This is a genomic window from Cellvibrio sp. pealriver (genome assembly GCF_001183545.1).
Classification (GTDB): domain Bacteria; phylum Pseudomonadota; class Gammaproteobacteria; order Pseudomonadales; family Cellvibrionaceae; genus Cellvibrio.
Window position 1 is genome coordinate 1,717,983 of the sequence record NZ_KQ236688.1, and the last position, 15,791, is coordinate 1,733,773.

At 46.5% G+C, this 15,791-nt stretch carries 16 protein-coding genes; 7 read left to right on the forward strand and 9 right to left on the reverse strand.

What is annotated here, in order from left to right; genetic code table 11:
* Positions 1 to 23: 23 nt before the first annotated feature.
* The gene (locus VC28_RS07350; RefSeq protein ID WP_231591673.1) at positions 24 to 1,403 is read right to left on the reverse strand and encodes an RsmB/NOP family class I SAM-dependent RNA methyltransferase; all 1,380 of its coding nucleotides are present in this window, start codon (positions 1,401 to 1,403) and stop codon (positions 24 to 26) included.
* A gap of 245 nt (positions 1,404 to 1,648) precedes the next feature.
* Between VC28_RS07350 and VC28_RS07355 the strand changes: the two genes are divergently transcribed.
* Positions 1,649 to 2,746 carry a Gfo/Idh/MocA family oxidoreductase gene (locus tag VC28_RS07355; RefSeq protein ID WP_082191442.1) on the forward strand — a complete coding sequence of 366 codons (1,098 nt, stop codon included), beginning with the start codon at positions 1,649 to 1,651 and terminating at the stop codon, positions 2,744 to 2,746.
* On the opposite strand, the gene VC28_RS07360 is transcribed toward VC28_RS07355, so the two are convergent.
* The 3 genes from VC28_RS07360 to VC28_RS07370 form a co-directional block, all read right to left on the reverse strand.
* On the reverse strand, positions 2,741 to 3,430 hold the full coding sequence (locus tag VC28_RS07360) for an HTTM domain-containing protein (protein WP_049630071.1): 690 nt from the start codon (positions 3,428 to 3,430) through the stop codon (positions 2,741 to 2,743). The genes VC28_RS07355 and VC28_RS07360 overlap by 6 nt on opposite strands.
* Positions 3,430 to 3,825, reverse strand: coding sequence for a hypothetical protein (locus VC28_RS07365; protein WP_049630072.1), 396 nt, complete (start codon positions 3,823 to 3,825; stop codon positions 3,430 to 3,432). Before VC28_RS07365 ends, VC28_RS07360 begins: the two co-directional genes overlap by 1 nt.
* Positions 3,826 to 3,941: 116 nt before the next feature.
* Positions 3,942 to 4,811, reverse strand: a complete 870-nt coding sequence (locus tag VC28_RS07370) for a LytR/AlgR family response regulator transcription factor (RefSeq protein ID WP_049630073.1) — start codon at positions 4,809 to 4,811, stop codon at positions 3,942 to 3,944.
* A 193-nt stretch (positions 4,812 to 5,004) separates the two neighbouring features.
* Between VC28_RS07370 and VC28_RS07375 the strand changes: the two genes are divergently transcribed.
* Complete coding sequence (locus VC28_RS07375; protein ID WP_049630074.1) at positions 5,005 to 6,246, forward strand: acyltransferase family protein; 1,242 nt, start codon at positions 5,005 to 5,007, stop codon at positions 6,244 to 6,246.
* Here VC28_RS07375 and VC28_RS07380 read toward each other — a convergent pair.
* A complete protein-coding gene (locus VC28_RS07380) occupies positions 6,215 to 6,553 on the reverse strand; it encodes a nuclear transport factor 2 family protein (RefSeq protein WP_049630075.1) in 339 nt (112 codons plus the stop codon). The genes VC28_RS07375 and VC28_RS07380 overlap by 32 nt on opposite strands.
* A gap of 104 nt (positions 6,554 to 6,657) precedes the next feature.
* Positions 6,658 to 8,670, reverse strand: coding sequence for an excinuclease ABC subunit UvrB (gene uvrB / locus VC28_RS07385; RefSeq protein ID WP_049630076.1), 2,013 nt, complete (start codon positions 8,668 to 8,670; stop codon positions 6,658 to 6,660).
* A 127-nt stretch (positions 8,671 to 8,797) separates the two neighbouring features.
* On the opposite strand from uvrB, the gene VC28_RS07390 reads away from it, so the two are divergent.
* The 5 genes from VC28_RS07390 (at position 8,798) to VC28_RS07410 (ending at position 12,643) form a co-directional block, all read left to right on the forward strand.
* Entirely contained in the window at positions 8,798 to 10,174 is a 1,377-nt protein-coding gene (locus VC28_RS07390; RefSeq protein ID WP_049630077.1) for a class II fumarate hydratase, read from the forward strand.
* A gap of 78 nt (positions 10,175 to 10,252) precedes the next feature.
* Entirely contained in the window at positions 10,253 to 10,867 is a 615-nt protein-coding gene (locus VC28_RS07395) for an HvfX family Cu-binding RiPP maturation protein (protein ID WP_082191443.1), read from the forward strand.
* 160 nt (positions 10,868 to 11,027) lie between these two features.
* A complete protein-coding gene (locus tag VC28_RS07400; protein WP_049630078.1) occupies positions 11,028 to 11,636 on the forward strand; it encodes an RNA polymerase sigma factor in 609 nt (202 codons plus the stop codon).
* On the forward strand, positions 11,630 to 11,875 hold the full coding sequence (locus VC28_RS07405; RefSeq protein ID WP_049630079.1) for a zf-HC2 domain-containing protein: 246 nt from the start codon (positions 11,630 to 11,632) through the stop codon (positions 11,873 to 11,875). Before VC28_RS07400 ends, VC28_RS07405 begins: the two co-directional genes overlap by 7 nt.
* 9 nt (positions 11,876 to 11,884) lie before the next feature.
* Entirely contained in the window at positions 11,885 to 12,643 is a 759-nt protein-coding gene (locus VC28_RS07410) for a TSUP family transporter (protein WP_049630080.1), read from the forward strand.
* Between the two features lie 100 nt (positions 12,644 to 12,743).
* Here VC28_RS07410 and VC28_RS07415 read toward each other — a convergent pair whose 3' ends face one another.
* The 3 genes from VC28_RS07415 to VC28_RS07425 form a co-directional block, all read right to left on the reverse strand.
* On the reverse strand, positions 12,744 to 13,277 hold the full coding sequence (locus VC28_RS07415) for an RNA methyltransferase (protein ID WP_049630081.1): 534 nt from the start codon (positions 13,275 to 13,277) through the stop codon (positions 12,744 to 12,746).
* 19 nt (positions 13,278 to 13,296) lie between these two features.
* Positions 13,297 to 14,484 (reverse strand): carboxynorspermidine decarboxylase, encoded by a 1,188-nt coding sequence (gene nspC, locus VC28_RS07420; protein WP_049630082.1) that lies wholly within the window; start codon positions 14,482 to 14,484, stop codon positions 13,297 to 13,299.
* A gap of 104 nt (positions 14,485 to 14,588) precedes the next feature.
* Complete coding sequence (locus VC28_RS07425) at positions 14,589 to 15,788, reverse strand: saccharopine dehydrogenase family protein (RefSeq protein WP_049630083.1); 1,200 nt, start codon at positions 15,786 to 15,788, stop codon at positions 14,589 to 14,591.
* Positions 15,789 to 15,791 lie beyond the last annotated feature (3 nt).

Consider the following 15,791-nt stretch of genomic DNA (forward strand, 5'->3'; position numbering starts at 1 on the left):
CCGTCAAATAATCGTTTACCGTTTTATTGATTATTCCGCTGCAGCACCGCCACAAACATCGTATCTGAATCTAATTCAGGTACGCCAACCAAGCGCTGGGATTGAAGTGAAAACTGCGGAAACTGTTGTAACAACCATTCAACCTGCCGCTCATTTTCACTCACCTGCCAACTGCAGGTTGCATAAACCAAATGGCCATTTTCCCGCACGGCTGGCACGATGTTAGTTAATAATTGCCGCTGCAGTTGAATCAATTCTTTTGTGTCATCTTCATCAAAGCGCCAACGTGCATCCGGGTTGCGCCGCCAGGTTCCCGCGGAGCTACAGGGCGCATCCAACAATACCCAATCAAAGCCTTTTTGTTGCGCAACTTCTTTGGGTAACCGCAAAGGCTCTGCGCCATCCCACGTAAATACACGCACATTAAAAATATCCGCGCGCTTGACCCTGCGCTTCAGTTCCTCCAGCTTGTAGGCATGCAAATCGGTTGCAACCAATGCGCCCTTGTTATTCATCCGTGCACCTATCGCCAGGGTTTTGCCACCTGCACCGGCACAGGCATCCCACACTTTCTGCCCCGGTGCCACAGCCACACTTTGCGCAATATATTGGCTGGCAAGATCCTGCACCTCCACCAAGCCTTCTTTGTATTCCGCTGTGCCCTGAATACCTGCACCACCCTGTGCCTGCAAATGTTGCTGCTCATCCAGAATGACATTCACACCTTGATTCTGTAACCGGGCGCAAATCGTTTTTACATCGCCCTTTTTTTGTACCCGCAACCACAATGGTGGCGTGGTTACTTGTTGCTGGATAAATTCCTGCAAGGTTTTATCATCCCATCCGGACACTTGTTGACGCTCATGCAGCAATGCTTTCCACTGTGGACGCAATCCATACCACAGAAAATAAAATGCGCTATCCGGATTTATTTGCAAGGCAATACGATTGAAAAACGCACGGCGCTCTTCTGCATCACGCAGCTGTGCCTGATTTTTTTTTGCTTGATCGCCACCAACACGCAACTGCACCCAATACCAAAATGCAACCGGCGTAATGATCTGAAGATCCCGCTGATGCCAGGCCAGATCCCACTCATCCCAATTTATGCTGGCATCTTGTTTGTGATAAGCAAACTCCAACGCCGCTGCCAATTGCTGGAAACGCAACGCAGAAAATAGTGCAAGGCTTAATGATGCGCGATCTGCCGGGCTATAGTCCGGTTGCGCGCGAGCGCCTGATTTCGCGGCGGGCCGCAACGTATTTTTGAGCCATTTATCCAGCGGCATACTACCCGCCACATCCAGCCAATTGCGCCACAATGGCACCAGACGGGAATCCTCATAGTACACAGGGCTCGATTGTGGAGTCATATCAGGGGATGTATCAGGGGAAGAATGCATAAAAAGCGCCGCTATGGGGAATCAAATACGATGGAGTATCAAATACAGGACCACGAGATCCATGAACAGCGCAGTTTATCAGTGATAGGTAGTTGCTAGAAGATAAACCTGCTGCATCGAGGTGATGCCGACTAGCACGTTGATATTTTTAGATTTTTTAATGTTTGGTAATGTTTTGTTTAGCGGTTTGCACAGCACGCATTAGACGATTACAACTAAAACAATAACATTCCCGGAGAAAGATCATGGCAACATTTAATCAGAGGGACATTAATCGTCGCGACCTCTTGAAAGCCTTTGCAGCTGTCGGGCTTGCAACCAGTGCTCCATCGCTATTTGCCAGCAGTTCCCCTAAAAAGCGAATTGGAGTCGCATTGCTAGGTTTGGGTTATTACAGCCGCGATTTACTCGCACCTGCATTACAACTTACGCAACATTGTTATCTTGCCGGGATTGTTACCGGCTCCCCTGAAAAGATTCCGCTTTGGCAAAAGCAATATGGGCTGCTTGATTACAATATTTATAATTACAACAACATGCATGAATTAGCGAATAACCCGGACATTGATGTTGTGTATGTTGTGACCCCCACCGGCACACACAAAAAATTCACCGAAATTGCTGCCAATGCCGGTAAACACGTGTGGTGTGAAAAACCCATGGCGATGGATGCAAAAGAATGCCAAGCCATGATTGATGTCTGCAAGAAAAACAAAGTGCAGCTGACCATTGGCTATCGCATGCAGCACGAACAAAATACACAGCGCATTATGCAATTCGCCAAACAAAAACCCTACGGTAATATCCAAACGATTATTGCAGAAGCGGGATACAACGGCACCGGAGCGAGTTATTCCTGGCGCGCCGATCCAAAACTGGGTGGCGGCGCTATGTACGACATGGGCGTTTATCCATTAAATGCTGCACGCTACACCGCCGGTGAGGAACCTGTCGCCGTGACCGCGCGAATGAATTCAACCACTCCCGTGTACAAAGATGTGGATGAAACCACCGAATTTGAATTGGAATTTGCCAGCGGCGCACAAGCAAAATGCGCAACAAGTTATGCGCGTTCAATGAATCACTTGCGTGCGGATTGCGAAAAAGGCTGGTACGAATTAAAGCCTTTCCAATCTTATAGCGGAGTACAAGGCCGCACCAGTGATGGAATAATCCTACCGCCTTCACCCCACAATCAACAGGCGCGACAAATGGATAATGATGCTCTCGCTATTCTCAACAAATCGCCGGTGCTGGTTCCCGGTGAAGAAGGCATGAAAGATATTGTGATACTTGAATCGATTTTTAAAGCCGCCAAAACTGGCAAGCGAGTAGTGTTATAACAGAGTTACCAGCCGTTCCTGAAACCACAACGCCAGAGGGTATGCCGAGATCCAAGCCAATACAAAACGGTTCAAACCAAACAGCACTGCGTTGGCCAGGTGAAAACAACCAGCGCAGATCAATGCTGCAATCAGTGTGCTCTGGTTAAGGAACGCAAGTGGAAATAACAGCTCTGCAACAATCACACACCAGGATGCAAAAAATAATAATGCTTTTCGCTCGGACAAGTGTCTGAGCGAATGCGCAACCGGATACGCAGACCACCCAAATACTTCGCGCAAGGCTTTGCCAGATCGCCACTCAGGATTTACCAACTTGACCCAACCCGCCTGAAAATACGACAGGATTAATTGCAGTACGGCATAGCCCACTGCAATTTCCTGCCACAAAGTAGATGGTGCAAGGTGTGAAAGCCACACGCACAGCAACACCAGCACACTCATGGCATCACTACCGCCGTTGTATGGCCCCCGGAAACGCCAGATCAATAACACACTGGTCAAGAGTAAAGCGCCTGCGATCAATAGCGGAAAAACACCCGCAATTAACAGCACCGCAAGCACCACGCGCAAAAAAGCCAGCTTTTGTTCAATACCGCGTGCACGCAAAAATTCCAGACTCTGCTGCAAAAATGCAAAGCCCAGTATTATTTCCGTTAGCCGGACAGCCAGATCCAATGTCACTATCGTTGATCCTTATTGGGCAAAGCATAAAAACCGGAATACAACACAACCTCTTCTTTTATCTGCCCTATACAATGAGCTGGCGCATCGTCCGAATAAATAGCGCGAATTCTGAAACACATAAAATACGCCGGATGTTTTACCGCAATCTCACCTGACTCAATTGCCATGAGCAGATGCTGCGCAATTTCCTCGCGATAAAAAACATCGCCACCTTCAAATAATCGCTCTGCACAAGAATTCATAAACAAAAGCTCATTCCAACGCGGGTTATGTGCCAAGTGTTGCAGCGCGCCCCAAAGCGATAGCTGTTCAGGCAAAGGACGAAAAGGAATCCACTCCGCTGGCAGGTTTGCCTCGTCTACCGTAAACCCCAGATCAAAACGTGGCGACATGCCCACACCACTGAAGAATCGCCAGGACGGGAAAAGTATTGGCAATAACAGTTTTATCATGTTGGTGATTTTCACAGCGAATGTTGCCTTCCTATCATTAGCGCCCATTGCACTTTTTATAAACTCAGCACGTTTTTAAAGCTATCACGATAACGCCGCGACAATATCAACGTGTTTCCTGCCTTCAGGGTAATTTCATGATCCCCCGAATCCAAAGGTTGTACCTCTTGGATTTGATGCAAGTTGACAATACTCGAACGATGGATTCGAACAAAATCAGCAGGCAATAATTTTTCCAATTTATCCATGGTAATCCGCATAGGATAAACACTGCCCCGCACATGCAGGTTGGCATAATTGCCAGATGCCTCAACCCATTCAATGTCCGCTGTTTTGATCAAAAATTCACGCCCCAGTTTTTTAATTAACAGCATCTCCGGACTTTTCTCTGGCTCTGTTTGTTCTGTGTCTGATTCTGCCATCAAATAACTTGCTTCACCTTGTAAACGGCGATAGATCAAGCGGAAACCAAAAATCAGTAACAATAAGGTCAAATAGGTTTGCGCATCTTTTCGATACTCGTATAACAACTCAGACGCAATGTTGCCGAAATAGTATTGTTCACCCATCAACCAATAACAGACGTGGCGAATGCCCACCATGCCGGCAACATGCGATAGTGAGAACGGCAACGTCAGTATTAAATGAGCCCCTATACACCCCTTCAATGACAGACTGGCTAACCAACGGTCGTGAATGTAAATCCCTACAGGCACTAACAACAAAATCATCACCGCGCTGGAAAGCTCCCAGGAAAGAGGTTCCCAAAAAGGAATTTGATGCCCTCCTCGTGTCATTTCCATTAATTTCGTTGTGGCTAATACCAACGCATTACTACCAAACCAACCGATTAATAACATCCAACCCCATAACACAGGGTGCGCTAAAAAGTGTTGTTGGTAGCGTGCAGATAATTCGTTAGTCATTACTCTCTCTTTTCCGGCACTTATCTTTACTGATTGATTAACTGATTGACCGATTGTTTGAATGATTAAACATTGCCGTCACAGCCTGCTGCCGCTTGTCACAAATTCATGTAGATCAATCACTTGTGCGATCACATCGCGTTACTGCCAATTAGCATAGCGGTTCAACGTGTATTGCAGGAAGTAAAACTTGATGCCTGAAAAATCACCGACAACCCGATTAACACCTACTGTAACTAATCGCTTGCATGAATTGGATGGCTTGCGCGTGGCCGTATTCGGCTTACTGATTTTGTATCACACGGGCATGCTCTACGTAGCCGATTGGGGTTGGCATTATAAAAGCCAATATCAAAGTGAAGCCTTAGCGAATGTGATGCTCTGGTCAAACCAATGGCGAATGTCATTGTTATTTTTTATAAGCGGAGCTGCACTGGCGATATTTTTATCACGCCATTTATCACCTGATAACAGCAAGCTTTTTGGTAGATCAGTCAGTAAACGCCTGGGCTACTTATTATTGCCATTATGCTTTGGCATGCTGGTGGTGGTCGTTCCGCAAGTTTATATAGAAGCCAAGTCCCAACACATCATGGAAGAACTGAATTATTGGCAATTCTGGTACGCCTATCTGGATCAACAAAGTGCCGAATTTGAGCAGCACAAAACCTTGGGTAGCATGCACCTCACGTGGAATCACCTGTGGTATTTACCCTATCTGATTGTTTATACCTTGATAATGGCAATGCTCTATCCACTACTAAGTAGCAAAGCTATGCAACCGGTATGGCGCTGGTTTTCTGCACGGATAACCTTAACAACGATTGTGTTGCTCCCTATCGCTGGTTTTTATCTCAACGGCGCACTGCTGTATGCCAATAACCCGGTTACCCACAATTTGGTAGAGGATTGGTTTAACCATGGCCGTTCATTTTTGAGTTTTGTCTTGGGTTTTGCTTTAGTGCAAATTCCCGCCCTTTGGCAAAGTATAAAAACAATCCGCTGGCATTTATTGATCATTGGATTATTAAGCTACAGCTACACGCTCTTTGCTTTTCATGGTGGCAAGTTAGTCAGTGGAATGTTAGGCGAAGGATTCATCGCACAGGAAGTGAACGGTCTATTGTGGAGCGCCAACAGCTGGCTTTGGATATTGTGTGTCACCGCTTGGGGGCAATACTGGTTCACCCACAGCCGCCCAATCATTCGCTATCTGAATTCAGGCATATTTTGTTTTTATATTCTGCACCAGACTTTGATCATCGTATTTGCTTACTGGCTAACCCCTCTCAAATTAGGTGGCTTTTTTGAACCAATGGCAGTGATTGTGTTGGTTGCACTGGGATGCTGGTGCCTGTTTGAACTTATCAAAAAAATACCCGGGTTACGGATAGTGTTTGGTATTAATCTCCGCGCCCTAAATAAGCCCGGATAGATTCTATTTTTCCATCACCATCAAATGTAACCACATCAACAACATACAAAATCTCTGTGCGGTCAACGGTAATGACCAGCTCGCCCGCGATCGCATTTGAGGACTCGTAGATGTTGTTGATAACAATTTCAATCGTCTCCGCCGACTGGAAATTGAATTTTGTCTCAGCAACCGCCAACTTCTTACCTTGTACCGATATTTTCCAATCACGAAGTGAAATGTTGTCAGAAAACATCGCAGAAACCGCATCTAAATCTTTGCGTGCATATGCACTCAGGTAAGCCGTGAATAGTGCTTTTAAATTCAATTCAAAATCTCTCTTTTCTTGTTTCTTGTTTCTTGTTTCTTGTTTCTTGTTTCTTGTTTCTTGTTTCTTGTTTATGCTGAAGCAACTAGGTGATTTTTCTATTGTTAAATCGCCTGCTTCTTCAACTTTTCAATCTCATCGCGCAGCTTGGCAGCCACTTCAAATTCCAGATCTTTTGCGGCCTGGAACATTTGTTTTTCCATAAGCTCGATGGTTTTCCAAATATCTTTCGGGTTGACCTCAACTTTATATTTACCACTGCGCTCAGCAATCGCCATGGCTTTGTTGCGAGCGCTGCGGCCACCGGCACCGGGGACAACCGAGCTTTCCATTATGTCGGTAATGTTTTTGTTGATGCCTTTGGGAACAATACCGTGCTGGGTGTTATGATCAATTTGTTTCTGGCGGCGACGGTCGGTTTCATCAATAGCGCGCCTCATGGAACCGGTAATATTATCGGCGTAGAGAATCGCTTTACCGCGCACGTTACGTGCAGCGCGGCCGATGGTTTGGATGAGTGAACGGTCTGAACGCAAAAAGCCCTCTTTGTCCGCATCCAAAATGGCGACGAGTGACACTTCCGGCATATCCAAACCTTCACGCAGCAAGTTAATGCCGACCAACACATCGAACTGCCCTAAACGTAAATCGCGAATAATTTCAACGCGTTCAACAGTATCAATATCCGAGTGCAAATAACGCACACGCACACCGTGTTCGCCCAGATATTCGGTTAAATCTTCTGCCATGCGTTTGGTGAGTACGGTAATCAACACGCGATCGCCCTGCTCTACGCGCAAACGAATTTCCGAAAGCACATCATCCACTTGTGTTGTCGCCGGGCGAATTTCAATTTCAGGATCGATCAAGCCCGTTGGACGTACAACCTGTTCAACCACTTGCCCCTGATTTTCTTCCTCGTATTTCCCGGGCGTGGCCGAGACCATAATCATTTGCGGGGCGATGCGCTCCCATTCATCAAAACGCATCGGGCGGTTATCCAACGCGGAAGGCAAACGGAAGCCGTATTCAACCAGCGTTTCTTTACGCGAACGGTCGCCTTTGTACATCGCACCGATTTGTGGAATGGTTACGTGACTTTCGTCGATAACCAGTAGCGCTTCAGGAGGCAAATAATCAAATAATGTCGGCGGTGCCTCGCCTGGGTTCCGCCCCGACAAATAGCGCGAATAGTTTTCAATGCCGTTGCAATAACCCAATTCCTGCATCATTTCCAAATCAAAACGCGTGCGCTGTTCCAAACGCTGCGCTTCAACCAGTTTGTTGTTTTCGCGCAAATATTCCAAACGCTCGCGCAATTCTTCTTTGATATTTTCAATCGCCTCCAGAATTTGCTCGCGCGGCGTTACATAGTGGGATTTTGGATAAATGGTAAATCGAGGAACCTTATAAAGCACTTCGCCGGTAAGCGGATCAAAAATCGAAATTTGTTCAACTTCATCGTCAAACAATTCAATACGCACCGCTTCAATATCAGAATCGGCCGGATACACATCTATCACTTCTCCACGCACGCGGTAAGTCGCACGCGCAAAATCCATATCGTTGCGCGTGTATTGCAACTCGGCAAGGCGGCGCAAAATTTGGCGCTGGTCAATTTTTTCGCCGCGCACAATATGCAGCAACATTTTCATGTAGGCATCGGGATCGCCCAAACCGTAAATCGCTGATACAGAAGCAATAATAATCGCGTCTTTACGCTCCAATAATGCTTTGGTGGCGGATAAGCGCATTTGCTCGATGTGCTCGTTTACCGCGGAATCTTTTTCAATAAATGTATCCGATGAAGGCACATAGGCTTCCGGCTGGTAGTAGTCATAGTAGGAAACAAAATATTCCACGGCATTGTTCGGGAAAAACTCTTTGAATTCCCCGTAGAGCTGAGCGGCAAGCGTTTTGTTGTGCGCCATGATCAGTGTGGGGCGCTGCACTTGTGCGATCACATTGGCAATAGTGAATGTCTTACCCGAACCAGTAACCCCCAACAAAGTCTGATGCGCAAGGCCAGCTTCTATACCCTGCACAAGCCCCGCAATAGCAGTAGGTTGATCGCCCGCAGGCGCAAATTCACTGTCGACTACAAATTGTTTGGACATAGAGGCTCAATAGTGTGCTGAAAAGCGTGATTGTAGCGAAATACTGGTTAGACTAGAAAACCAAGTAGAGGTTTGCAGCCTAATCCCCAACACTGACAATGCCTGTCAGTAGCCAAAGGAGATCCCTATGAACGAGTTTCGCATCGAACACGACAGTATGGGCGAGGTTCAAGTACCCAAAAACGCCCTCTATGGTGCCCAAACCCAGCGCGCACTCAACAACTTCGCTATTAGCAGCCTTACACTGCCCCCGCGCTTTATCCAAGCGGTTGTGCAGATTAAAAAAGCCGCTGCCATCACAAATCAACAATTGGGCTTACTCGACAGCGATCTGGCATGGGCGATCGTCAGTGCATGTGACTCTATTTTGGCTGGCCACTACACCAATCAGTTCCCCATCGATGTATTCCAGACTGGCTCAGGCACCAGCACCAATATGAACGTGAATGAGGTGATCGCCCATATCGCCAGCGACCTTGCGGGGCAACCAGTACATGCCAATGATCTGGTCAACATGAGCCAGAGCTCCAATGACACCATCCCCAGTGCCATTCACGTCAGCGCAGCCCTGGCACTCAAGCAACAACTCTTTCCCGCGCTGGAAGAACTTCACACCAGTATGCTCGGCAAAGCCGAGGCTTTGGCCGATGTTGTAAAAACCGGCCGCACCCATTTAATGGATGCTATGCCGCTCACCTTTGGACAAGAAATTAACGGCTGGGCCAGCCAGATCGAAAGCAACTATGTACGTTTGCAAATGCTGTTGCCGCAATTATTGCGTTTGGCACAAGGTGGTACGGCAGTAGGTACTGGGATTAATGCACATCCGGAGTTTGCAGAAACCTTTGCAAACCATTTAGGTGAAGCAACCGGATTGGCATTTACTACCGCCGATAATTTTTTTGCGCACATGAGTTCGCAAGACACGGCGGTCGCTATCTCCGGCCAACTGAAAACACTCGCCACCAGCTTAATGAAAATCGCCAACGATTTACGCTGGATGAATTCCGGCCCACTTGCAGGCTTAGCGGAAATCAGCTTACAACCACTACAACCTGGCTCATCGATTATGCCGGGAAAAGTGAATCCGGTAATTCCAGAGGCAGTGTGCATGGCCTGCGCGCAAGTGATGGGGAACGATGTCAGCATTGGCATTGCAGGGCAATCCGGCAACTTTCAATTGAATGTGATGTTGCCATTAATCGCCTATAACCTTTTGCAGTCGATTGAATTGCTGAGCAACGCCAGCAACGAACTTGCCGATAAAACCATCGCCACCTTTAGCGTCAACATGCTGAATGTGCAAAGAAGCCTCGCGCAAAATCCGATTTTAGTCACTGCGCTCAATCCCATCATTGGTTACGAAAAAGCAGCGGTCATCGCCAAAAAAGCTTACAAAGAAGGCCGGGCAATTATTGATGTCGCACAAGAAGAAACCGATTTAACCCGTGAGGAATTGGAAGCGCTATTGAATCCGGAAAAATTAACGCGCGGCGGTTTTTAAATCCGGTTTTTTAAACCCAGGTTGTAACAATCTTTGGGTTGCGGCATCTACACAGCAAATACCCTGTAAGGTGCCGCCATGTTTGCTACTAGTTTTGTCGATAAATGTATTTATAAATTCATCTACCCGTTGAGTGCTCCGGCAAGCAACCTCGCCTCCCTGCTCTTACGTCTCTACTTGGCTCCCATTTTTTGGATGGCGGGCATGAGTAAATTCAATTCGTTCGAGAGCACCGTCGAATGGTTTGGCAATAGCGAATGGGGTTTAGGCTTACCTTTGCCGTGGCTGATGGCATTTCTAGCAACAGCAACAGAACTCGTTGGTGCCGTACTACTGGCGCTGGGGTTATTCACCCGCCTGATATCCATTCCACTGATCATTACCATGTTGGTCGCGATTATCAGCGTGCACTGGGAAAATGGCTGGCAAGCAATTGCCGATGCAAATGCACCTTTTGCCACCCAACAGGTATTGGATGCATCGGAAAAGCTGGAGCGTGCACGCAACATTTTGCAAGAGCATGGCAATTACGAATGGCTAACGGCCAGTGGAAAATTCGTCATCCTCAACAATGGAATTGAATTTGCGGCAACCTACTTGATTATGCTGCTCGCATTAGTCGGGCTGGGCGCTGGCAAGTATCACAGCATGGATTATTGGTTAGTGAGGAGATTCTCTACCGCCAAGCACTAATTCACGCTTCATGAATGCACCTTTCATAAGTGCGCCCTTCATGAATGCGTCCTTTATGAATGTACAATCAACTCATGCATAAACCATCAACTCATGCCATCAACAATGCTAAGCTTGCAAGCAGTTATTTCATCTCCACTTGAGTGTTACGCACAATTCTATGGATGAATCCCTGCTAGTCACGCAACTTATTGCGGGCGACGATAAAGCGTTTCGTTATGTGATCGGGCAATACCAAACGCTCATGCTGAGTATTGCCCGCGCAATTGTGGGCGATGTCTTTGCCGATGAAGTGGTGCAGGAGTCATGGGTATCTGTTTATAAAAATATTGCTGGCTTTGAACGGCGTGCGTCACTTAAAACCTGGCTCTTGACAATTGTCAGCAATAAAGCCAAAGCACGTTTGCGTAAAGAATCGCGCATGGTGTCGCTAGAACAATTGGATGGTGAAACACCCGGCAGTTATTTGGATAGTGCTAATTTTAAACGTGACGGGCACTGGCAAAACCCGGTTAGCCACTGGAATAACGAATCGCCCGAGGCTTTATTGGAAGAAAAACAGCTGCAGGCCTGCATCGCAAAAACATTACTGCTTTTACCTCCTACACAAAAAGCGGCGTTTATTTTGCGCGATATAGAACAACACTCTTTTGATGAAATTTGTAGTCTGCTGGATGTAAGTGCAGCGAATGTTCGTGTGTTGGTGCATCGCGCACGCCTGACCCTTATGCAAGTGATTGATCGTTATCAGGAGACTGGCTCATGTTAAGTTGCAAACAAGTCGCCACGCTCGCAAGCCAATATCTGGATCATGATGTTAGCACTCCATTAAAGTGGCGAATTCGCATGCACCTGATGATGTGCGCTAATTGCCGCCGCTTTATTCGCCATCTACAAATAACCCAAACAGTAACCAAGAATATTAAGGTGGATGAACAAACCCCTGACAGTGAAAAAATCTGGCAAGAGCTACAACAAAAAATCAGACAGGAATCAAAACAGGATTAAAAAAATATAATGGAATTCGCATGGGAAATACTGTTGTTTTTATTCTTTGCAGCCGCAGTTGCCGGCTTTATGGACACGCTTGCAGGCGGCGGCGGTTTGATTACCATCCCTGCACTGGTTGTATCTGGAGTCCCGCCATTGGCCGCGCTGGGCACTAATAAATTCCAAAGTAGCTTTGGTTCTGGCACATCGAGTTTTTTATTATTTAAACGTAAAAAAATTCACTGGGCGGAAATGCGCCCCATGATGATTGCTGCATTTATCGGTTCGGCGATTGGAACACTGATCGTGCAATTTATCGATACTCATGTATTGGGATTTGTAATTCCACTCGTGCTGATCATTATCGCCGTGTATTTTATTGCTGCACCCTATTTAAAGCTGGATTCCGGGCAACCCAGAATATCTAACGCGCTTTATCAAAAAACGGTCATTCCTGCCATTGGGGTTTACGATGGTATGTTTGGCCCTGGTACTGGCTCTTTTCTGGCACTGGCAGGGGTTAGCTTACGCGGCTTGGAATTGATCAAAGCAACAGCCATGGCGAAACCACTTAATTTCGCCACCAATATTGCATCACTGATTGTTTTTATTTTAGCGGACCAGGTTATGTGGATGGCCGGTTTTGCCATGATTGTTGGGCAAATACTTGGAGCCTGGATGGGATCACACTATCTCTTTAGAGTGAATCCGAAAGTGTTGCGTCTACTCATAGTGACAATATGTTTTATTATGCTCGGCAATTATTTTTATAAAACCCTGTTGTAAAACTTTGTTGTAAAACCCTGCTGCAAAGCACGGCATGAAACCCAAGCACACTTTTAATTAAAAAATCGAAACAAAAGTAACGAAAATTCAATACGAGTACTCAAATCCGTATTTTATTGTTCACATCCCGATTTTCAGAAATAGGCCTTTGGCTGATCACGTCCCTGCCCGCTTTACTCATCCGGTCATACAGCACCACATGAACCGTCGCCGCCAAATTCATGCAACCAATGGTGGGGATGTACACCACGTAATCGCACGCATCCAGAATTTCTTTTTTCAATGAACCATCTTCAGGGCCAAAAATATAATACGCCTGCTCCGGGTGCACAAAATCCATCAGGGGTGTTGCGCCTTCAATCAACTCAATTGCGACCCGTTTTACGCCATTGGCAGGTACATTATCAATAGATACACGATTGACAGGCGCTTCCGGTAAATTATCAACATGCGTTAAAGGAATCTTACTTTGCGCATTTTTGGTATCTGTCGCAAATTTCCGGGCACGCTCAAAACGGGTGCCCGAATAAAAAACGGCATCTACTTCAAAACAACCTGCCGCGCGCATGACCATGCCGACATTAGTGGGGCTTTTAGGATTAACCAAGCCGATATACGCAGAAGGTTTTTGCATGTAAGAATTCCAGGCAGTATTACGAAAGGCGCTGTTTGAAATCGCCGTAACCAAATTCGCGGATAATATCCAGTTCATTGGTGCGTGAATCCCACACCGCAATTGCAGGCAAATTAATGCCATTAAACGTGGTAGTTTTTACCATGGTGTAGTGCGCCATATCATCAAACATTAAGCGCTGGCCAATTTGCAAAGGCTGCGCAAATGAATAATCGCCAATCACATCACCGGCCAAACAAGTCATACCGCCCAGGCGATAGGTGTGTGCAAATTCGTCTGGCAAACCGGCACCTAAAATATCCGCACGATACGGCATCTCCAGTACATCGGGCATATGACAGGTTGCCGAGGTATCCAATATCGCCTGCGCCATGCTGTTCCAGGTGATGTCCAATACTTCTGCCACCAACACGCCACTGCGGATCGCAACCGCTTCGCCCGGCTCCAGGTACACTTGCAGATCGTAATTCGCCTGAAAATTTTTGAGCATATCGATCAAATCATCAACCTGATAATCTTCACGCGATATATGGTGACCACCACCAAAATTTATCCAGCGAATGTGCCTGAAATATTTGCCAAATTTTTTAACGACTGCACTCAATGTGCGGTCAAGCGGTGGCAGATCTTGCTGACACAAGGTATGAAAATGAAAACCGGATATACCTTGCAAGAAAGATGAATCGGCCTCTATAGCGGCATCCAACGCTGCAATAGGAACGCCCATACGCGAACAAGGCGCACAGGGATCGTACAATGGCGTTGTACCTTCCGAGTGCTCAGGGTTAATACGCAAACCAAATTGCAGCTCCGGCCGACACTGCTGTGCTGCTAACGCCATCGTTTTAAATTGCATCCATTGCGATACAGAGTTAAATACCACATGGTCAGTCACTTCCAAAATTTGCCTGAGATCACTCTCTTTGTACGCTGCAGAATAACAATGAACCTCGCCGCCGAATTCTTCACGACCCAACAGCGCCTCATGCAAACCACTGGCGCAGGTTCCAGAAAGATATTCACGAAATAAAGGTGCAAGATTCCAACAGGAAAAAGCTTTGAGTGCAGCCAATACTTTTGCTCCACTCTCACGTTGCACACGATGCAGAATTTTTAAATTATCTTCCACTGCCGCTTTGTCGATCACAAAGCAAGGCGATGGTACGCGTGAAGGATTAAAATGAGTAAAGTATTCGCGTTTATTCATGGGTAACGCCAGTTGGAATTCGGTATAGACAGCTGAGTTCGGTATAGGCCTGTTGGGGTTCGTCCCTTACCCCAACCTACGCATATGTTTATTGACGGTAACAATTATTTATTGATTGCACTGGGATCCACTGCAACAACCTGCCAAGGCAAACCGTATTTATTCAAATCCTCCATAAAAGGATCGGGGTCGTATTGCTCCATATTCCATACGCCAGGCTTTTTCCATTTACCTTCCAGAATCATTTTGGCACCGATCATGGCCGGCACACCGGTGGTGTAAGAAATCGCTTGGGATTTTACTTCGCGGTAGCATTCCTGATGATCACATACGTTATAAACAAACATAGCGACGGGTTTGCCATCTTTGATGCCTTGTGCGAAACATCCAATGCAGGTTTTACCTTTGGTTAAAGGGCCAAGGCTCGCAGGATCTGGCAACAATGCTTTCAAAAATTGCAGCGGCACTATTTCACGGCCTTCAAACATAATGGGTTCAATGCCGGTCATACCCACATTACCCAACACTTCCAAATGCTTTAAATAATTGTCGGAGAACGTCATCCAAAAACGTGCGCGTTTAATTTCCGGAAAATGTTTTACCAGAGATTCAAGCTCTTCGTGGTACATCATGTAGATTTTTTTGGGGCCAATGTCTGCCGGGAAATCAAACACCTGATTTACCGACAGCGGCGGTGTTTCTACCCATTGGCCATTTTCCCAATAGCGACCATTCGCCGTGACTTCACGGATATTAATTTCAGGATTGAAATTGGTTGCAAACGGCAAACCATGATCACCCGCATTACAATCGATAATATCCAGATAATGAATTTCATCGAAATAATGTTTTTTCAGATAGGCGGTATAGACATTGGTGACACCGGGATCAAAACCGGAACCCAAGAGCGCGGTTAATCCTGCGTTTTTAAATTTATCCTGATACGCCCACTGCCATGAATATTCAAATTTCGCGGTGTCCAGCGGTTCGTAGTTGGCCGTATCCAGATAGTCCACTCCGGTTTCCAAACAGGCATCCATGATCGTAAGATCCTGATACGGCAAGGCAACGTTAATGACCAGATCGGGTTTTTCAGCATTAATCAATGCAACCAGCTCAGGTACATTATCGGCATCTACCTGCGCCGTTTTAATGGGGCGATTTAATTGCGCGGCAATAGCTTTGCATTTTGATTCAGTGCGACTTGCCAGAACAATTTCTGAAAAGACATCAGGTAACTGAGCGCATTTATGCACCACAACACCACTCACACCACCTGCACCAATGATCAACACTTTTGCCATGTT